The sequence below is a fragment of the Sorangium sp. So ce726 genome (assembly GCF_051521405.1).
Classification (GTDB): domain Bacteria; phylum Myxococcota_A; class Polyangia; order Polyangiales; family Polyangiaceae; genus Sorangium.
The window spans coordinates 2,009,943-2,029,323 of sequence record NZ_CP150349.1 but is presented as its reverse complement, the minus strand read 5'-3'; the positions used below and the strand labels follow the sequence as shown (position 1 = coordinate 2,029,323).

Here is a 19,381-nt window from a genome sequence, read left to right as displayed (position 1 = left end):
GAAGGCCCGGGACGAGCGCGGCAGCTCGCGGTGCGCGCTCCGCGATCCTGCGCGCGCCGCCTTTCGGCTACGCTCGCCGCGCGACCTCTCGCAGGAGAGGGAAGCAGGAGGAGAAGCGAGCGTGGTGGATCTGCCGATCATGGACCGTGCGCCCGGGGACGACGCGGCGACTCGACGCGACCGCCTGCTCGCCGCGCTGCTCCGCGGGCCGGACGCCCTCGTGCTGCTCCGCTGCGACGCGGGCCTGGCGCTCCTCGCGGGCAGGGCGGCGCCCCTCCAGATCGCGCTCGTCACGGCGCCAGGGGACCCCACGGCCGACGAGATCCGCGCCCTGCTCGAGCCGCTCGTGAAGGCGGTGCAGCCCGGCGGGCCTCCGACGCACGTCGTGCTGGTGGGCGGCGGCGCTGCCCCAGGCCAGGCCGCGCTCGCCAAGGTCGCGCCGTTCGTGCAGCCCGTGCCGATGGGCTTCCACCAGCTCGACGCGGCGGGCGAGCTCGCGCGCGTGAAGGGGCAGGCCCTGCCGGCCCTCGAGCGGGCCTACGAGCGCCTCGCCGAGGTGGGCCCGATCGAGCCTGACGCGCTCGCCGAGGCGCTCGTCGAGGGGCACGCGCTGGCGCAGCAGGAGCGCGCGATCGTCGACCGGCTGAGGGGCAGCCGCCGCGTCACGGCGACGCTCATGATCGCGTGCGCCGTGCTCCTCGCCGTGAGCTACGCCTTTGGCTCGGGCACCCACGAGGCGGCGCTCTGGCGCATGGGCGCCAACAGCGGCGAGGCGGTGCGCCATGGGGAGCTCTACCGGCTCCTCGCCTCGGCGTTCCTGCACGCCGACCCGATGCACCTCTTCGTCAACATGCTGGCGCTGTGGTCCTTCGGCCCGATGCTCGAGGCGCTCCTCGGCCCGCGGCGCTTCCTCCTGCTCTACGGGGCCTCGGCGCTGGGCGGGTCGCTCGCGAGCGCGATGCTGGAGGACCGGTGGAGCGTCGGCGCGTCGGGCGCGATCTGGGGCCTCATGACGGCCGGCATCGGCGTCGCGCTCCGGCCGCACGGGCTCCTGCCCCCCGCGATGATCGCGCAGATGCGCAGCCGCGCGTGGCTGCCGCTCGGGCTCAACCTCGTCTACAGCTTTCAGCCGGGTGTCGACCTGCTCGCGCACCTGGGCGGCGGCGTCGTCGGCTTCGCGCTCGTCGTCACGGTCCTCCCCCGGGGCCTCACGCCCGTGGACCAGCGCGAGCGCGCGGCGGACGCCGAGCCGAGGCCGCGCCCCCTCCTCACGGCGGCGGCCGCCCTGACGGCCGCGGCGATGGCGCTGTCCGTGGCGACGGCGTTCGCCGCCGGCCGCCCGTGGGAGCTCCGCGCGCCGCCGGCGCTGACGCGCACCGCGGTCGCGGACACGGGCGTCGCCCTGGACCTGCCGGAGGCGCTCGCGAGCGCCGCGTCCGTGGAGGAGCTGGCCGGCGTCCGCTTCCACACGTACGGGCAGCTGCCCCGGACGCCCGTCGTGTTCCAGGTCGCCGTCTTCCCGCTCGAAGGCACGGTGCCGCCCGATCAGCTGGACGCCCTCCTCGAGCAGGAGCGCAAGGTGCTCGACGAGCAACGGCCGGCGAACACCGTCACGAAGGGCCCGGCGGCGCGCGTCACGCTGGGCGGGCGGCCGGCGGTGAGCGTCAAGAACGGGCTCAAGAACGGGGTGCAGATGGTGAGCTACGTCGTCGTGCTCGGGGACCGCGAGGTGATGCTCCAGGCCTACTCGACGGCGGATCGGCCGGCGACGTGGGAAGGGATCGAGGACAAGGTGGCGGCGACGATCGGGGCGCAGTAACACGCGGCTGGCGGCGCCCACGCCCGGCGCCGCGAGCGAACGACCTTGCGGAGATAGCGATCCCGTGGAGCACATGAATTCTCTGATGCAGCCGATCGGCCACCCTCTCCCCGGCTGGACGCCGCGGCCGCTGCCGCCGCGCGAGATCCTGCTCGGGCGCACGTGCCGACTCGAGCCGATCGATCCCGAGAGGCACGCGGCGGACCTCCATGCGGCCAACCTCGCGGACGCGGAGGGGCGAGGCTGGACCTACCTGCCCTATGGGCCCTTCGCGACCCTCTCGGACTACCGCGCCTGGATGGACGCCACGTGCCTGGGCGATGATCCGCTGTTCCATGCGATCATCGACGCGACGACCGGACGGGCGATCGGCGTCGCGGCTTACCTGCGCATTGACCCGAAGAGCGGCGTCATCGAGGTCGGACACCTCAAGTACTCGCCGCTCCTTCAGAGGACGCCTGCGGCGACGGAGGCGATGTACCTGATGATGCGGCGGGCGTTCGACGAGCTCGGCTACCGGCGCTACGAGTGGAAGTGCGACGCGCTCAACGCGGGCTCGCGGGCGGCGGCGGCGAGGCTCGGGTTCCGCTTCGAGGGCGTGTTCCGGCAGGCCACGGTGACCAAGGGGCGCAACCGCGACACCGCGTGGCACGCGATCATCGACAAGGAGTGGCCGGCGGCGAAGGCGGCGTTCGAGCGCTGGCTCGATCCATCGAACTTCGACGGCGCGGGCCGCCAGCGGCAGAGCCTCTCCGCGCTGATGGGCGTGGAGGAGCGGCGGTAAGCGGGGGTGACGGGGCGACGGCGAGGCGGCGCCGCGTCGCCCGGGGGTGGGGTGCTTTGGCCGAAGGTGTGTTCTTTTGAACCGCCAAGGCGCCATAAGACGCCAAGAAAATAATAATCATCTTGGCGTCTTATGGCGCCTTGGCGGTTCCATCACTCCCGCAGGATGGTGGAATTCCCCAACCACCTGCAGTTCATCCCCACACAACGCGGTCGAAGTCCGGATCGATCCCCGGTCGGATCGCGTCGGCCCAGGCGCGACGTTCGTCGATCTCGTACGCGAGCGACTCATCGGTCCAGGCCTCATCGTTCTCCTCCCATCGATGGCCGGGGCCCTCCGTCGTCCGCAGGACGTGGGTCTGCGTCCAGTACCTCACCGCCGCGCGCGCCTCGCCCGACCCGATCCACGAGAGCGCGGCCCGCACGGAGGCCGATTCCTCGAACGTGGCGGCGTCGTCCAGCGCGAGCACGAGTTCTCGAAGGCACCACGCCTGACCGAGCGCCGCGAGCGCCGCGGCGACGTCCGTCCGGACCGCGGGCGTGCTCGATCGCAGCCCCCTGCGGAGCGCGGCGAGCGCGTGCGGCGGCGAATGCTCGAGGAGCAGCAGGGCAAGCTCGCCGAGGAACGGGTTGCCCAGGTAGCCCTCGACGACCTCGACACGCGCGAACGCCAGCACCACCTCGATCGCGCGATCGCGCTCGATCCCGCGGCGCAGCAGGTACCGGGCCGCGGCGTGCACGGCGTAGGGATGATGTAGCGCCGGATCCGCGCGGGCGAGCAGCCTGCCTACCGCCGGGCAGACGGGGTAGTCCGGGTGTACGTCGAGCCGCTCGATCGCGCGCCCAGCGGTCGTGTTCACCGAGGCGTCGATCAGCCCCGCGCACACATCGACGAACTCCGCCGGCGCGAGCGCTGCCTCGAGGGGCTCGATGAACGCGCGCGCCGTCGCCTCGTTCGCGATCCCCGCGAGCAAGTACCGCTTGTAGGCCTCGCGCTGCGCCGCGGCTCGCGCCTGGGTGGCCGCCGAGGGCCGCTCGACGGAGAGCAGCTCGTGATCGCCGAGGTGCTCCGCCCAGTGCGCGCGGAGGGACGCGTCGGAGAAGTCGACCGAGGCGAACGCCCCGGCGTTCTCCTCGATTTCAGGGGCGACGCGGAAGACGTGCCCGTGCTCGTTGAGGACGAGCAGTCCCTCCCGGGTGAGCTCGCGGATCGCGGCGTCCATGGCGTCCGCTGTCGGAAGAAATGCGAGCAGGCGCCGCTCGGGAAGCGCGGGGTGAGGGAGGCTCAGGATGCGCTGCGTGAAGAACCAAGGATCGATCGTGAGGCCGTTGTCGCCGTGATCGTCGACGTCGATCGTCTCGCCGTCGGGTGCGGTCAGGCAGAGGCCGATGCCGTGAAAGTAAAACTTCCAGCCCGGCATGCCCGGTACGTCGCCACGGCGCGAGGCATGAGAGAGGCGCTCACGCTGGACATGTACCAGCCAGCGCTGCCGATCGACCTGCCGCGCGAGCGCAACGAGCAGCCACGCGTGCCACGGGTCAGGAGGCGGACCGGCGGCGACCGGGCCCGCTGCGAGGGCGGAGCTAACGGCAATAAGGACGGTATGCACAGGCGTCTTCGTGACGCGGCTGCGGGTGCGCGGCAAGGCGGGGACGCGAGCGCCGGCGTAAGCGCTCGAGGGGCAGCTTCATCTCATCGACCACGAGGCGATCGCGGGTTCGCTACCAGTGCTTGGGCAGCGGCCTGTCTCAAACCTATTGGCATCGTCCGCTACACCGAAGGTCCCAAGCAGGTCACGCTCCACGACCGCGCGATCGCCATCTCATCGAATTCATTCATTTTATCCAGCGGACAACACATCCCCTCCCTTCAATGCCCGCGCGCATCGCTCAGTCAATGCATGTATTTCATGAGCCGCTTGACGCGCCTCGCCACTGTCCAATCCCGGCCCGATCAGCTGGTTGATCCGCTTGACGATTTCGAGGTTCTCCACTGAAAAATCGGCCGTTCCGACACCGAGCTTTCCCGCGGCGTGAAGCTCAACGAGCTGCTCGTATGCGCCTTCGAACGACGCAAGATCCTCAAGAATTTTCCGTCGATTCGCGACCGCATAAGCCCAGATGGCGACAACATTGACCACATGGGCACCGTTGTAGAAGTCGACCAAGAGCTTCTCAATGTCCATCACGCCTCCCAGTTCCACCATCAGCCTTGTATGGGCGCACGACGAGTGCAACACATCCAATTCCTTTCGCCAGACCACAGAACGCCACCGCGAAGGCGGCGGCCTCTCACAGGCGGGCGTACACGTGAGGGCTCGGCGCTCCACTCGGCTCTCCGCAGCGAGCTCGACACGCACCCAACCGCCGCGCCGACGCCCCTCCCGCCCGCAACGCACGCGGCCTGGCCGGCGGCGCCGCGGCGCCCTACCTTGACGGCCATGAAGAAGCTCCGTGTCGATGTCTGGTCCGACATCGCGTGCCCGTGGTGCTACGTCGGCAAGCGCCGGCTCGAGGCCGCGCTCGCCAGGTTCCCGCGCCGGGATGCCGTCGAGGTCGTCTGGCGCGCGTTCGAGCTCGACCCCTCGGCGAAGCGCGTGCTCGACACCGAGGTGTCCTACGCCGGGCGCCTCGCGAAGAAGTACGGCGTGCCCGTCGCCAAGGCCGAGGGGATGATCCGGCAGATGACCGAGGTGGGCGCGGCGGACGGCCTCGATCTCCGCTTCGACAAGGTCCGGCCCGGCAACACCTTCGACGCGCACCGCGTGCTCCACCTCGCGGCCGAGCGCGGCGTGCAGGACGCGGTGAAGGAGCGGCTGCTCCGCGGCTACATGACCGAGGGCGAGGCCATCGGCGAGCCGGAGGTGCTCGCGCGCCTCGCCGGCGAGGCGGGGCTCGAGCCGGACGAGGTCCGCGCGGCGCTCGCGAGCGACGCCCACGCGCGCGAGGTGCGGGCCGACGAGGCCGAGGCGCGAGAGATCGGCATCACGGGCGTCCCCTTCTTCGCGTTCGGCGGGCGGTACGGCGTCTCCGGCGCGCAGCCGGCCGAGGCCCTCCTCGGCGTGCTCCAGAAGGCGTGGGACGAGGCGGCCGACGCGCCCGAGCAGGCGCTCGCCGAGGGGGCGGCCTGCGGCCCGGACGGGTGCGCGTGAGCCGCCGGGCGTGGTAGAGCTGCGCGGCGGATGTCGATTCAATGGTATCCAGGCCACATGACCAAGGCTCGGCGCTCGATCGCCGAGTCGATGCCGTCGCAGGACGTCGTCATCGAGGTGCTCGACGCCCGGATGCCGCTGGCCAGCGAGAACCCCGTCCTGGCCGAGCTGCGCGGCCAGAAGCCGTGCATCAAGGTCCTGAACAAGAGCGATCTGGCAGACCCGGCCGTCACCACGGCGTGGCTCCGCTACTTCGAGGCGGAGCACGCCGCGCCGCCTGACGAGGCGGAGCGCGGCGCCTCGCCGGGGGGCCAGGTGCTCGCGATCGCGATCTCCGCGAGCCAGTCGTCCGAGGCGCGGCGCCGGATCCCGGAGCTCTGCAAGCGCCTCGCGCCCCCCAAGAACGGCCCCGGCAAGGTGGTGCGGGCCATGATCGTCGGGATCCCCAACGTCGGCAAATCGACGCTCATCAACGTGCTCATGGAGCGCAAGGTGGCCAAGGTCGGCGACGAGCCCGCGGTCACGAAGAGCCAGCAGCTCGTCACCCTGAAGACCGGCATGGCCATCTCCGACAACCCGGGGATCCTCTGGCCCAAGATCGACGATGAGGCGGCCTCGTTCCGCCTGGCCGTGGGCGGGGCGATCCCCGACACGGCCATCGATTACCAGAGCGTCGCCCTGTTCGCGGCGGGGTACTTCCTGCGGCGCTACCCCGAGCTCCTCGTCGCCCGCTACAAGCTGAAGGAGCTGCCGGAGACGGCCACGGCGTTGATCGAGGAGATCGGCCGCCGCCGCGGCTGCCTGCGCAGCGGCGGGTCGGTGGACCTGCACAAGGCGTCGGACATCCTGGTCCACGACTTCCGCGCCGGTCGGCTCGGGCGCATCAGCCTGGAAGAGCCGCCGGGGCTGGAGTCGCCGTCGGGGATCGAAGAGAGCGCGTGAGCCGCGGCGCGGCGTCGCCGGCCAGGCTGGCCGATCGACGTGGGCGCCCAGGATCTTCGACCCGCCGGCCGCCGACGCCCGCTACCATGCCCACCGCGACGGCTGCCGTGCGGCGCCGCCCGTGACGTTCGCCACGCTCCCCGCTCCCTACGCTCCCTACGCTCTCTACCCATTCACCCGACGAGGACCTCACTCCATGGCCGGAAGCAGCCTGCTCGCCCTGATCGACGACATCGCCACCGTGCTGGACGACGTTGCCGTGCTGACGAAGGTGGCCGCCAAGAAGACCGCCGGCGTGCTGGGCGACGATCTGGCGCTGAACGCGCAGCAGGTGACGGGCGTCAACGCCGACCGCGAGCTGCCGGTCGTGCTGGCCGTGGCGAAGGGCTCGATGCTCAACAAGGCCATCCTGGTGCCGGCGGCGCTGGCGATCAGCGCCTTCGCGCCCTGGGCCGTCACGCCCCTGCTGATGGTCGGCGGCGCCTTCCTCTGTTACGAGGGCTTCGAGAAGGTCGCCCACAAGGTGCTGCACAGCAAGCACGAGGACGAGGCGCACCACGCCGAGCTCGTGCAGGCGCTCTCCGATCCGAAGATCGACCTCGTGGAGTTCGAGAGGGCCAAGATCAAGGGCGCGGTGCGCACCGACTTCATCCTGTCGGCCGAGATCATCGCGATCACGCTGGGCACCGTGGCGGCGTCGCCGTTCGGCACGCAGGTCGCCGTGCTGAGCGGCATCGCCGTGCTGATGACGGTGGGCGTCTACGGCCTGGTCGCAGGCATCGTGAAGCTCGACGACGCCGGCCTCTACCTGAGCCGCCAGAGCGGCGGTCTGCAGCAATCGCTGGGCAGCGGCATCCTGAAGGCGGCGCCGTGGCTGATGAAGGGCCTGTCGGTCGCCGGCACGGCGGCGATGTTCCTGGTCGGCGGCGGCATCCTGACGCACGGCGTGCCGTGGCTGCACCACCACATCGAGGACATGACCCAGGGCGCCGGCGCCGTGCTCGGCGCGGTGGTGCCGTCGCTCGCCAACATGATCGTCGGCGTCGCGGCCGGCGCGGTCGTGCTGGGCATCGTGACCGCGGTGAAGCAGGCGATGAACCGCGAAAAGGACGATCACTGACCCTGGAGCGCGGGCTCGCGCCGCGCCGATCAGCCCGGCCCGGACCGCGCTGGCCTCACCAGCGTCGCGAGCAGCCGGTCGAGCGCGGCGGCCGGGTCGGCGCAGAGGCCCGCGTGGACACGCGAGGGCTGGACGATGGTGCTCGCCGGGGACACCACCCAGCCGAAGCGCTCGGCCTGGGGGAGCTCGGCGACGTACCCGCACGCCCGATCGCCGGCGCAGACGCGGCGGATGAAGTCGAGGTGGCCGCGGACCGCCTCCAGATCGAGGCCGGGCCAGAGGGCGAGCAGGCGCCGCTCGTCGGGCTCGAAGCGCGCGTCGAGGAAGCCCTGAGCGCGGCAGAAGAGGACCACGCCGATGTTGACGCGCTCGCCGCGCTCCACGCGCGGGACCACGCGCAGCACGGCGTAGTCGAACGGGTCGGCGGCGGCGGGCGCGCCCGGAGGGCTACCGCCGGGCACGGGCGGCATCGAGCGCCTCCTCGACGAAGCCCCGCGGCGACGCGAGGCGGTGGGTCAGGTAGGCGGCGTACGCCGCGCGCCGCGCCGCGACCGGCGCGGCGTCGGGCCGCGGCGCCTCGGCCGCGTCGGGCGAGAACGCGGACCACCGCTCACCCGAAGGCCGGGCGCGGGGATCCTGGTCGGCCAGCCACGCGTCCGGGATCGCGGCGACGATCCCCGCGATGCGCTCGGGCGTGAGCCGGGCGCTCAGCGCGGCGTCGGCCGCGGCGAGATCACCCGCGAACGGGAGCAGGACATGGCTCTTGACGAGCGGGAAGCGGTCGTGGGCGTCGGCGCGCGGGTCGGTCGCGTCGGTCCAGGCGTGGTGGACATAGAGCGCCGCGCCGTGGTCGATCAGCCAGAGGCGGCGGTGCCACAGGAGCAGGTTGGGGTTCTTGGGCGTCCGGTCCACGTTGCTCGTGAAGGCGTCGAACCAGACGACGGCGGCCGCAAGCCCCGGATCGATCGCCGGGCCAGCGAGCGGCTGGAAGGCGAGCGACCCGGGCAGGTAGTCGAGGGCGAGGTTCAAGCCCGCGCTCGCCGAGAGCAGGTCGGACAGCTCTGGATCCGGCTCGGCGCGCCCGAAGGCGGGGTCGAGCTCCATGAAGACGATCTCCGGCACCGGAAGCCCGAGCGCGCGCCCGATCTCCCCTGCAACGAGCTCCGCGATGAGCGCCTTCGGCCCCTGGCCGGCGCCGCGGAGCTTCAGGACATAGAGCCCGTCGTCATCGGCCTCGACGAGGGCCGGCAGCGACCCACCCTCGCGGAGCGGGGTGACGTAGCGGGTCGTGTGGACGGTTCGGATCATGCCGCAGCAGCGTAGCGGGTGGTCGGGGAATTCCCCCACCCTGCCGGAAGAATGGAGCCGCAAAGACGCCATGAGGCGCCAAGTTTTTTGTGTTTTTCTTGGCGTCTTTGGCGTCCTTGGCGCGCTTGGCGGTTCATAAAGAGCCCACCTTCGGCCAAAGCACCCCGCCACCCGCAGTTACGTGAGACGGGGACGCTGGGTCGAGCTGGAGCGCACCGGGAAGCGCGCCCTCGATGATCGATGAGGCGGCCCGGGCGCTCGCTCCGCGCAGCAGCGCGAGAGCGAGCGCCGCAGGCCCGCGTGGATCACTCCTCGCCGAGGGGATCCAGCCTCGAGCCTTGCACGGGCTGGTAATCGCCGAGCAGGAAGCCCTGCAGCCCGTCCGTGAACTCGAACGGACCGATCACATTGACCACCTCGCCGCTCGCGCCGCCGGCGCCGCCCTCACCGGTGGCGCCCGCCGAGCCGCCCTCACCGGTGGCGCCCGCCGAACCGCCCTCGCCGCTCGTGCCGCCAGCGCCGCCCTCACCGGTGGCGCCCGCCGAGCCGCCCTCGCCGCTCGTGCCGCCAGCGCCGCCCGAGCCGCCCTCACCGCTCGTGCCACCAGCACCGCCGGCGCCACCCTCGCCGCCCGCTCCGCCGGCGCCGCCCGAACCGCTCGTGCTGGCAGACCTCGTGACGGTGATGGAGTCGATATAGACGATGGTCGGGTTGGCCCAGGGCCCTTCGGCACCTGCGTCGACCTTGACGCCGATGCGCTTCACCTGGGCCTTGTTGAACGTCGTGGACGCCGCAGCGGAGGCATCGACGTCGATGGTGAGGTCGGTCCAGTCTTTCAGGTCGCTGAAGCTCGTCCACGCCCAGGGGACGCCCGCCCAGCTCTGTGCATTGCCGTTCTGCACGAAGACCTGCAGACCGCCGCCGGTGGCGGTCTGAGCCTTCACACGGAACGTGACGGTAGCGCCGGTCAGATCGGCCAGCTGAGCGAAGTCGAACTGGAACAGCGTCCCCGTGGAAGCCGTGGTGAGCGGCACAGCCAGCCGGGCGCAACCCGAGCAGCTCTCCCCCGGACCGGGACCGATGTCGGGGGCACCGCCGCCCGCGCCGCCTTCGCCGCCTTCGCCGCCGGCGCCACCGTCGCTGCCGCCCGCGCCGCCTTCGCCGCCAGCGCCACCGTCGCTGCCGCCCGCACCGCCTTCGCCGCCTTCGCCGCCGCCCGAGCTGGTCGAGCTGCTGTGGGAGCTCGACGACGTCGTGCTGGAGCTGGTCCCACCGCCCGCGCCGCCGCTGCCGGTGGTGTCGTCATCACCGCAACCCGTCATGGCGAATGCGCCGACCAACATCCCGCACATTGCCAAAGAAAGAACTGATCTCATCCTGACCCTCTCCTGATGTGCACCACGAGGCCACGCAGCCCGGGCCGCCTTTCGCCATGGCGGTTGCCACCGCCCGCGAGCTCCTCCGAGCCAGCCGCGTGGCGCAAGTTACCCTGGGCAGAAATTTTTCTCAACAGCCCGGACGTGTGAGCCCGGCAACCAGCTCAGTCCTGTCGAGGCGCGGCGCTCAGCGCCCGCCCGACAAAAACGCCGCGGCGGCCCCGATGACGGCGCCGCGACGGAATCGTGCGATACGCCCTCGCCCGCGGCGGCCCCTCAGGGCGCGCCCCCGCGCTTCACGTCGTACCGGAGGAGCGAGACGCCGTTCGCGTACGACGTCGCGCCGAGGAGCGCCAGCTCGACCTTCCTGGAGCTGCCGCCGAAGAGCCGGACCCCGTGCCCGAAGACGATGGGATTCACCTTGAGGACGAGCTGATCGATGAGGTCGTGTTCGAGGAGGAAGCCGGCGAAGGCGCCGCCCCCGCAGAGATAGATATCGGCCCCGTCGCCCTCCTTCAGCCGCTTCAGGACCGCGATCTCGTCACGGTCCACGACCTCTACCTCGGCGCCCTCGCCGAAGCGGAGGGTCTTCGAGAAGATGTAATGTGCCATGTGCGGGTAGGCTCGCTTCCCTGGGACGAGCCCGAAGGGATAGCCCCACTCGTACGTCCTTCGCCCCATCACGACGGTGTCGTAGCCCTTCAGGCGCTCGACGTACTCGGCGACGTGCTCTCCTTGCATCACGAAGCCATCCACCGAGCCGTCCTCGTGCGAGACGAAGCCGTCGACCGTCACCGCGATGTCGTAGACGACCTTTCTCATTCAAATCCTCCCTGAAACGCTGCCCTGAGCTCGCCGTGGGTCGGTCCATCGAGAGCGCCGGGCCTCGGCGCGTCGACGACATTCTCCTCGCGCAGCTCGCGCCAGCGCAACCAGAGAAAGCTCGCCGGGGGGGCTGTCGAGCCCCTCCGGCTGGAGTTGTCACGAATTCAGGCTGTTTGAAGCGCTGGCGCGCCTTGCGCGCTTCGCTGCGTGAGGTGCAGCGTGCTCCCCGGCTGGCCCGGGATCAGTCGGCGATGTGGGTCAGCAACGAGCCGGCCACCGGCATGTAGTTGCCGACCACCATCGGCGCCACGCCGGTCGTGAACTCGAACGGACCCACCACGTGGATCACCTCTCCGCTGGAGCCACCGCCTTCACCGCCCGCGCCGCCGACACCGGCCGAGCCGCCTTCGCCGCCCGCGCCGCCGACACCGGTCGTGGCGCCCTCGCCACCAGCGCCGCCGACACCGGACGTGGCGCCTTCGCCACCAGCGCCGCCGACACCGGACGTGGCGCCTTCGCCACCAGCGCCGCCCACGCCGCTCTCACCGCCGGCGCCGACGTCACCGCTCGTTCCACCGGCGCCACCTTCGCCGCTCCACCCGCCAGCGCCACCTTCGCCGGTCCACCCGCCGGCGCCGCCCGCACCACCGGCGCCGCCCTCGCCGCGCTCGCCGCTCGGTGCGGCGCCTCGCGCGGCGCTCGGAGCGCCGGGTTTCGTGACGGTGATGGAGTCGACGTAGAGGACGGTCGGGTTGGTCCAGGGCCCGGTGCCGCCCGCGGTGATCTGAAGTCCGATCAACTTCACCCGTGTGCGGTTGAAGTTGGGACGAGCCGGGGCCAAGGCGTCGACGTCCATCGTGATCTCTTGCCAGTCTGTCAGCCCGGCGATCGGATTCCACGAATAGCCGATGTTCGCATAGAACAGGTCCGCCCCGTTTTGCACGAACGGCTGCACGCCGCCGTTGGTGCCGGCGTGGGTCTTCACACGGAACTTGACCGTGCTCCCCGTCAGATCGACCGGCGAGGCGAACTCGATGAAGAACTGCGTCGCGGTATTCATGGTCGTGAACGGAACGGACAGCCGCGCGCAGCCGGAGCAATGCTCCGCCGGGACCGAGCTGCCGCCGCCTTCACCCGAGCTGCCGCCGCCTTCACCCGAGCTGCCGCCGCCACCGACACCCGGGCTGCTGCCGCCGTCGCCCGAGCTGCCGCCGTCGCCCGAACCACCGCCGCCGTCGCTCGCTCCGCTGCCGCCGTCTCCCGAGCCACCGCCGCCGTCGCTCGCTCCGCTGCCGCCGTTACCCGAACCACCGCCTCCATCGGCGTTCGAACCTCCATCACCCGAGCCACCGTCGCCGCCAGAGCTCGTGCTCGTCGGGCTCGACGACGTGCTGGAGGTGGACGAGCTCCCGCCGCCCGCACCGCCCGCACCGCCCGCACCGCCGCTGCCGGTCGACTCGTCGTCACCGCAACCCGTCATGGCGAACGCGCCGACCAGCACCCCGTACAACGCCAAAGAAAGAACTGATCTCATCGTGACCCCTCCTGGATAGGCCCCCGCGAGGCTGCGCGGCCGAAGCCGCCGTTCGCCGGAGCGGCTCTCACCGCACTCGATCTCTGCCGAGCCAGCCCCGCAAGCAGCGACATTATCCTGGACAGACAACTTTCTCAACAGCCCGGACATGCGAATCCGTCACCAGAACCCAACGCGCTTGGCATCACTCGGCGCTGGCGCCGCTGCGAGCGCGACAGCCACATGAGACCACCTGCGGAGTCGAGCCCGAGCGCGGCGCAGCGGCCACATGAGACCACCTACGGAGTCGAGCAAAGCGGGGCGCGGCAGCCACATGAGACCACCTGCGGAGTCGAGCCCGAGCACAGCGCGGCATCCCGAGAGCGCAAATCAGCGCTCTCTCATGCCAATCGCTTCATCAGCGACCATCGTCGCCGCGACGACGCCACCGACAGCGCACCTCGTTCAGTCAAGGCACCTCCGGACGCGGCAGCGCGCTCGGCTCGTCGAGCGTGCCGAGCCCCTCGCCGTCGCGTCCGGAATCGTCGTCAGATCAGTGCAGATTGATGCTTCAACACGTCGCGTGGACCTCCCTGGCGGGGTACAGCGGGCGCCACGGGATCGCAGGGGTCACGGGGCGACGTGGCTCACAGTCGAGCCTTCCACGGGCTGGTAATCGTTGACCACCATCGGCTCTTCGCTCGTCGTGAACTCGTACGGACCCATCACATGAATCACATCGACGCTGGAGCCGCCGCCTTCGCCGCCTCCGCCGCCTTCGCCGCCTCCGCCGCTCGAGCTGCTGCTGCTCGAACTGCTGCTGCTCGCGCTGCTGCTGCTGCTCGCGCTGCTGCTGCTGCTCGCGCTGCTGCTGCTGCTCGCGCTGCTGCTGCTACTCGCGCTGCTGCTGCTACTCACGCTGCTGCTGCTGCTCACGCTGCCGCCGCCTTCGCCGCCTTCGCCGCCTTCGCCGCCCGCGCCTCCTGCCCCGGCCACCCCACCCGCGCCTCCCATACCCCCGGCGCCGCCATCGCCGCTGGTGCCGCCCACGCCTCCGGCGCCGCCCATACCCCCGGCGCCGCCATCTCCGCTGGTGCCGCCCGCGCCTCCGGCGCCGCCATCGCCGCGCTCCCCGCTAGGGCCAAAGGAGAAGCGCTGGCTGCTCGGAGCCCCTTCGCCTGTGCCGGGTCTCGTGACCGTGACATAGTCGACATCGACAACGGTCGGATTGGCCCAGGGCCCCGTGTTGCCCGCCGTGACCTGAACCCCGATCATCTCCACCACGGTGCGGTTGAAGAATGCATTTGTCGAAGCCAGCGCGTCGACATCGATCTTGAGCTCCTTCCACTCTCCCAGGTCGGCAAGCGGGTTCCACGAGTAGCCGATGTTCGCATAGCCGACATCGCTCCCGTTCTGCACGAACGGCTGCACAGCGCCGTTCGTGCCGGCACGGGTCCTCACGCGGAACGTGACGGTCGCGCCGGTCAGGTCGACCTTCTTCTTGAAGAAGATCATGAACTGCGTGGCCTGCATCGCCCTCGTGATCGGCACGGAGAGCCGCGCGCAGCCAGGGCAGCCATCGCCCGGATCAACGTCGCCACCTACACCGCCGCCGCCACTACCACTACCACCTGCGCCGCCCTCACCGGTAGTTGCTGCGCCGCTCGAGCTGCTGGTCGCGCCCGTCCAGCCCGACGATGTGCTCGGGGGAAAGGGGAAGCCCCCGCCCGTAGCGTCGTCGCTCGCAGGATTGTCCGTGCAACCCATCACGGCGAACGCGCCAACCAACAACCAACACCCCGCCGTGGAACGAACTGTTCTCATCCTAGCCCCTCCTAGATCCATCCCGCGAGGCCCCGCGGCGGATGCCGCCGTTCGCCTTCAGCGGCTCCGACCGCGCCCGAGCTCCTCCGAGCCAAACCGCACGTGGCGAGACTATCCTGGACAGAGCAACTTCTCAACAACACGGACGTGTGGATCCGTCGTTACAGTTCAGCGCATTTCGCGATCACCGACGCCGGCGCCAATGCGCGTGAAGAAGCCACATCATACCACCTGCAACGTCGCGTCCGGAGCGCGGGCACCCGCCAGCGCCAACGGCTGAGCGTTCCTGGCTGCTCGGCCGTGGTGCGATATCGAAGCGGCGCGCGCCGCTGATGGAGCGGCCCCATCCGGACGCAGGGCTCAGCGCCCGCCCGACGACGGGGCCGCGGTGGGGTGGAGTAGCATCATGGCAATGGCGACCACATAAAACGAGAGGCCGACCAGCAGGAACGCGATGGCGACACGGTAGATCGTGGTCTTGCGATCGCGGTAAGCGAGCGAGGCGACGAGCCAGCCGCGCAGGTCGTCGCCCGGCTGCTGGGTGAGCCACCGAATGTGCTGCACACCCCAGACGATCAGGGTCGCGGAGAGCAGGACGATCGCCACGCCGGCGATGATCAGCCCCTGCGCGTGGGGGCTGGTGCCGGCGATGAGGCGGCCCGAGAAGCCGGTCGTGGTGATGACGATGCCGCACAGGCCGATGAGCACCTGGGCGCGGTTGTGGAGGACGGCGAACTGCCGCTCCAGGATCCCGTGGAGGACCTCCCAGGACTCGGCGCCCATGAGCTTGACGAGCCGGTCCACCTCTTCCTCTCTCGCGATCTTCTTCATGACAGGCGCCCTAGCACCACGGCGCCCGCGCCTCATCACGCCGCGCCGCGCGCGCGACGAACAGGCCGAACGCCGCGATCGTCAGCGCGACGAGGAGCGCGCCCGAGGCCCACAGCACGGGGCGCTGCCCATAGCGATCGACGCCCATCCCCACGACGGGCCCGAGCAGCACGAAGCCGAGGCGGAAGAGGAAGCTGCGGAGCGAGACGCAGCTCGCGCGATCGCCGTCGGGCGCGAGGCGCTGCTCCTCGTGGTGGAGCAGCGGCATGTGCAGCCCGCGCACGAGCGTGAGAAGGAAATAGAACGCGACCCCGAGCACGTGGCGCGAGAGCGCGAGGCCGAGGTACCCGGCCGCCACAAGGACGACGCACGCGAGCAGCGTCCCCGTCATGCCGAGGCGGCGGCCGGCGCGCTCGCTCAGCATCGAGCCGAGCGCGGTGGTGAAGCTCGCGACGGCCCACATGGGGCCTATCCACGCGACCGGGGCGCCGGCCTCGGTCGCGTACAGCGCCATGAGCCAGGTGGGCAGGTACGACGCGAGCGCGAGCACGACGCCGAGCAGCAGCACCGCGCGGAAGTCGGCGCGCTCGAACAGCGCGTCGCGCACGATCGCGCGCATGCGGCCCAGGTGGTCCTCGACCTTCGGCTCGGCGCGCCGGGTCTCGCCGAACCGGAGGGCGATCCCCGCCGCGAGCGCCCAGGCCGCGGCCTCCATCGCGAACGGCAGGCGGGACCAGCGCGCGTAAAGGAAGCCCGCGGCGAGCGCGGCGCTCCCCGAGGCGATCTGCGCGATCGAGCGCATGCGGCCGTACCAGCGGGCGAACTCGTGCTCTTTGCCCTGCTCTCGCAGCGAGTCGAAGAGGAGCGCGGAGTCCGCCCCCGAGACGAGCGAGAACCCGACGCCGAGCACGAGCTCGGCGAGCAGCACCGACCAGAGCCCGCGCGCGAGCGCATAGAGGACCCAGCCGGCCAGGATGCAAAAGGAGGCGATCACGAGCGCGCGGCGGTGGCCCAGGCGATCGGCGATGTAGCCCGACGGGAACTCGAAGAGCGCGATGCTCAGGCTGAACGCGCCCTGCACGGTCATCATGGTGGCCACGCTCATGCCGATGTCCTGCGTCCAGAACAGCGGGAAGATGGCCGCCGGGAACATCAGCGACTGAACGCCGTGGTAGACGCAGATGCGCCAGGGGTTCTGCTGGACGGACGACATGGCGGGGAGTCCTGGAGCGCGCGCTGCCGCGGGCGCGCCGGACGCCTAGAACTCGGTCCCGATCATGTACCTGAGTTGCCCCGTCTTCAGCGAGAACACGTAGAGCGCCGTCCAGCTGGCGAAGAAGACGTCGTTCGCCGAGATCGAGATCCCGGACGAGACCTGCGACTTCTTGTGGACCTGCACGTCCCACAGCCGCTTGCCGGTACCAGCCTCGAAGCAGGCGAGGCGCGTGCCGTCTTTGTGATCCTTCATGTCATAAGGGATGACCAGGAACCCGCCTTCATAGGCCCCCGCCTCCACCCCCGTCGCCCTCGTGGTGAGCGGGTCGACGCCGGGCACCACCGTCTTCCAGAGGACCTTCTTCTTGTCCACCGCGGCCACCATGCCGACCTGGCTGCCCTTGCTCCGGCCGCCGAGCAGGAACCGCGGTCCGGGCCCGCTCGGGAGGATCGCGCCGCTCACCGACATGCCCTCGACTTCATGCGACCCGGGCAGCCCGAGCTCGTCGAACTCGTGCCAGCGGGCGAACCGATAACCGGGCGCCTCTTCCTGGCTCGAGCTCGGAACCGTCTTGCAGGCCGCGTCCTTCGCGAGCTCGCGCCGCTTCCCGGTCGCCGGCTCGAGCCCGTGCTTCACGTCGTCGACCGTCTCGACGACGATCACGCCGTCGCCCTGGCACAGCCGCCTCGCCTTCTCGCCGAGCAACGCCGACCATGACGGCGTCCCGGTGCGCAGATCATAGGCCTGCGCCTTGCCCAGCGCGTCGATCGAGATCATCCGATCGAAGACGATCGCGCGCCGCGCCTCGTGGTTGGCCGCGTCCTTGGTGAGCGCCGCCGTCTTCCAGATCGGCTTCCCGTCGCGCCCGTCGTAGGCCGCGATCCACTCCTCGCCACCGGGGACGTTGTTCTTGCCGATCACGTCCGGCGCGCCGTCGCCGTTCACGTCGGCGAGCATGGGCCGATCGCTGAAGTACGAGTTCGGTCCCAGGGCGAGGAGCGGCGCCGACCGGCCCTTGGACGGCCCCGACGCGCTGAACATGAAGGCGCCGGCGGCCGCGCCGGCCACGACCATGGCCATGACGACCGACAGCACGATGATCCCCGCCGCGTTGCTGGACGGCGGGGCGACCCGGACGACGTGCATGCCTTGCGGGATCGGCGCGGTGGTCGGCTTCCTGCCGCGATCGACGAGCGACCGCGCGCCGCAGTACTGGCAGGTGACGGCATCCATCCCCGGCTGAATCGGCAGCGGGGCGCCGCAGCGCGGACACCTGGTATCGACGATCCGTGCCATCGTCCCACTCTACACGAGCGCGCGACCGTCTATTTCTTCTTCTCGCGCTCGCCCGGGGCTGCGCGCGACGTCGCGCGGCCCGAGGGCGGGGGTTCCAGCAGCGCCGCGCGGGTGAGCCCCTTCCCGCCGAAGCGCTCGGCCACCTCCGCCACGACGCCCTCGAGGCGCCGCCGGCGCTCGGAGGCGACCGGGAACAGGCTCAGCGTCGGGCCTGCGGTCTGGCTCGTCAGGTCGCTCGCGGCGACGCCGACGAGCCGCACCGGCCGCGAGAGATCGAAGCGCGAGAGCAGCCCCTTCGCGGAGGTGTAGATCGAATCCGTGTCGCTGACCGGCTCGGACAGCTTCGTCTGGCGCGTCCGCAGCGTGAAGTCCGAGTACTTGAGCTTCACCACCACCGCGCGACAGGACAGGCCCGCCTTGAGCAGGCGCCGCGCCACGCGGCCCGACAGATCGAGCAGCCAATGCTCGATCGGCTCCCTGCCCCGGAGGTCCTCCTCCACGGTCTCCTCCGCGCCGATCGACTCCGCCACGCGGCCCGGGACGACCGCACGCTCGTCGACGCCCGCGGCGAGCAGCCGCACGTGCTCACCCCACGCGGGGCCGAGCAGCTCGTGGAGGCGCGGCGCGGGGCAGCGCGCGAGATCGCCGACGGTCGCGAGCCCCGCCGCGCGGAGCCGCTCGGCCGCGCGCGGGCCCACGCCCCACATGCGCTCGAGCGGCAGCGGCTCGAGGAAGGCGGCGACGTCGTCGGGGACCACGACGAGGCCGTCGGGCTTTCGCAGATCGCTCGCGATCTTCGCCGCGAACTTGCACGGCGCGACGCCGGCGGAGGCCGTGAGCCCGGTCTCGTCGCGGATCGCGCGCTTGATCTGCGCCGCGATCGCCTCGCCGTCGCCGAAGAGCGCGCGGCTCGCGGTCACGTCGAGGAACGCCTCGTCGAGCGACAGCCCCTCCACGAGCGGCGTGAAGCGGCGGAAGATCGCGAAGACCTGCGCGCTCACCTCGGCGTAGCGGGCGTGCCGCACCGGCACCACGATCGCCTGCGGGCAGCGGCGGAGCGCCTCGACCATCGGCATTGCCGAGCGGGCGCCCGAGGTGCGCGCCTCGTACGACGCGGCCGCGACGACGCCCCGCCGGGAGGCGCCGCCCACCAGGACGGGGCGGCCTCGCAGCGAGGGATCATCGCGCTGCTCGACCGACGCGAAGAACGCGTCCATGTCGATGTGGAGGATCTGTCGCATCGGTGCTGCTCTTCTGTACCGCCTCGCCGCCCGCGCGCCGCGGTGAAGCGCCGAAGCGGCGAAGCGCCGAAGTGCTGAACGCCGCGGCGGCGCCGTGCTGCGCGGTAGCGTCGTCGTTCGTTTGCTGCTACGGGT

At 71.1% G+C, this 19,381-nt stretch carries 17 protein-coding genes; 5 read left to right on the top strand and 12 right to left on the bottom strand.

The features are described from left to right. Window positions 1-139: 139 nt before the first annotated feature. Together WME79_RS07660 and WME79_RS07655 are read left to right on the top strand one after the other, a co-directional pair. Entirely contained in the window at window positions 140-1,819 is a 1,680-nt protein-coding gene (locus tag WME79_RS07660; RefSeq protein WP_437533906.1) for a rhomboid family intramembrane serine protease, read from the top strand. Window positions 1,820-1,892: 73 nt separating this feature from the next. Next, entirely contained in the window at window positions 1,893-2,603 is a 711-nt protein-coding gene (locus WME79_RS07655; RefSeq protein WP_437533904.1) for a GNAT family N-acetyltransferase, read from the top strand. A 193-nt stretch (window positions 2,604-2,796) separates the two neighbouring features. Here the strand turns inward: WME79_RS07655 and WME79_RS07650 are convergent, their stop codons facing one another. Both WME79_RS07650 and WME79_RS07645 read right to left on the bottom strand, forming a co-directional pair. Continuing rightward, complete coding sequence (locus WME79_RS07650; RefSeq protein WP_437533902.1) at window positions 2,797-4,212, bottom strand: DUF6896 domain-containing protein; 1,416 nt, start codon at window positions 4,210-4,212, stop codon at window positions 2,797-2,799. A gap of 231 nt (window positions 4,213-4,443) precedes the next feature. Then, on the bottom strand, window positions 4,444-4,788 hold the full coding sequence (locus WME79_RS07645; RefSeq protein ID WP_437533901.1) for a hypothetical protein: 345 nt from the start codon (window positions 4,786-4,788) through the stop codon (window positions 4,444-4,446). Between the two features lie 255 nt (window positions 4,789-5,043). On the opposite strand from WME79_RS07645, the gene WME79_RS07640 reads away from it, so the two are divergent. The 3 genes from WME79_RS07640 (at window position 5,044) to WME79_RS07630 (ending at window position 7,816) form a co-directional block, all read left to right on the top strand. Then, entirely contained in the window at window positions 5,044-5,754 is a 711-nt protein-coding gene (locus tag WME79_RS07640; RefSeq protein ID WP_437533899.1) for a DsbA family oxidoreductase, read from the top strand. A gap of 30 nt (window positions 5,755-5,784) precedes the next feature. Beyond that, a complete protein-coding gene (gene ylqF, locus WME79_RS07635) occupies window positions 5,785-6,696 on the top strand; it encodes a ribosome biogenesis GTPase YlqF (RefSeq protein WP_437533897.1) in 912 nt (303 codons plus the stop codon). A 196-nt stretch (window positions 6,697-6,892) separates the two neighbouring features. Next, window positions 6,893-7,816 (top strand): DUF808 domain-containing protein, encoded by a 924-nt coding sequence (locus WME79_RS07630; RefSeq protein WP_437533895.1) that lies wholly within the window; start codon window positions 6,893-6,895, stop codon window positions 7,814-7,816. Between the two features lie 29 nt (window positions 7,817-7,845). On the opposite strand, the gene WME79_RS07625 is transcribed toward WME79_RS07630, so the two are convergent. The 10 genes from WME79_RS07625 to WME79_RS07580 form a co-directional block, all read right to left on the bottom strand. Next, window positions 7,846-8,286, bottom strand: a complete 441-nt coding sequence (locus WME79_RS07625; protein WP_437533894.1) for a DUF3037 domain-containing protein — start codon at window positions 8,284-8,286, stop codon at window positions 7,846-7,848. Next, entirely contained in the window at window positions 8,264-9,124 is an 861-nt protein-coding gene (locus tag WME79_RS07620; RefSeq protein ID WP_437533893.1) for a HipA family kinase, read from the bottom strand. Before WME79_RS07620 ends, WME79_RS07625 begins: the two co-directional genes overlap by 23 nt. A gap of 305 nt (window positions 9,125-9,429) precedes the next feature. Continuing rightward, complete coding sequence (locus WME79_RS07615) at window positions 9,430-10,467, bottom strand: hypothetical protein (protein ID WP_437533891.1); 1,038 nt, start codon at window positions 10,465-10,467, stop codon at window positions 9,430-9,432. 309 nt (window positions 10,468-10,776) lie between these two features. Continuing rightward, window positions 10,777-11,322 carry a dihydrofolate reductase family protein gene (locus tag WME79_RS07610; RefSeq protein WP_437533890.1) on the bottom strand — a complete coding sequence of 182 codons (546 nt, stop codon included), beginning with the start codon at window positions 11,320-11,322 and terminating at the stop codon, window positions 10,777-10,779. Between the two features lie 244 nt (window positions 11,323-11,566). After that, window positions 11,567-12,859 carry a hypothetical protein gene (locus tag WME79_RS07605; protein WP_437533888.1) on the bottom strand — a complete coding sequence of 431 codons (1,293 nt, stop codon included), beginning with the start codon at window positions 12,857-12,859 and terminating at the stop codon, window positions 11,567-11,569. Window positions 12,860-13,468: 609 nt separating this feature from the next. Further along, window positions 13,469-14,662 carry a hypothetical protein gene (locus WME79_RS07600; protein WP_437533886.1) on the bottom strand — a complete coding sequence of 398 codons (1,194 nt, stop codon included), beginning with the start codon at window positions 14,660-14,662 and terminating at the stop codon, window positions 13,469-13,471. 360 nt (window positions 14,663-15,022) lie between these two features. Beyond that, window positions 15,023-15,493, bottom strand: a complete 471-nt coding sequence (locus tag WME79_RS07595) for a hypothetical protein (protein WP_437533884.1) — start codon at window positions 15,491-15,493, stop codon at window positions 15,023-15,025. A 10-nt stretch (window positions 15,494-15,503) separates the two neighbouring features. After that, entirely contained in the window at window positions 15,504-16,706 is a 1,203-nt protein-coding gene (locus WME79_RS07590) for an MFS transporter (RefSeq protein ID WP_437533882.1), read from the bottom strand. 45 nt (window positions 16,707-16,751) lie between these two features. Continuing rightward, the gene (locus WME79_RS07585) at window positions 16,752-18,005 is read right to left on the bottom strand and encodes an outer membrane protein assembly factor BamB family protein (protein WP_437533880.1); all 1,254 of its coding nucleotides are present in this window, start codon (window positions 18,003-18,005) and stop codon (window positions 16,752-16,754) included. 29 nt (window positions 18,006-18,034) lie between these two features. Next, on the bottom strand, window positions 18,035-19,246 hold the full coding sequence (locus tag WME79_RS07580) for a DNA polymerase IV (RefSeq protein ID WP_437533879.1): 1,212 nt from the start codon (window positions 19,244-19,246) through the stop codon (window positions 18,035-18,037). Window positions 19,247-19,381 lie beyond the last annotated feature (135 nt).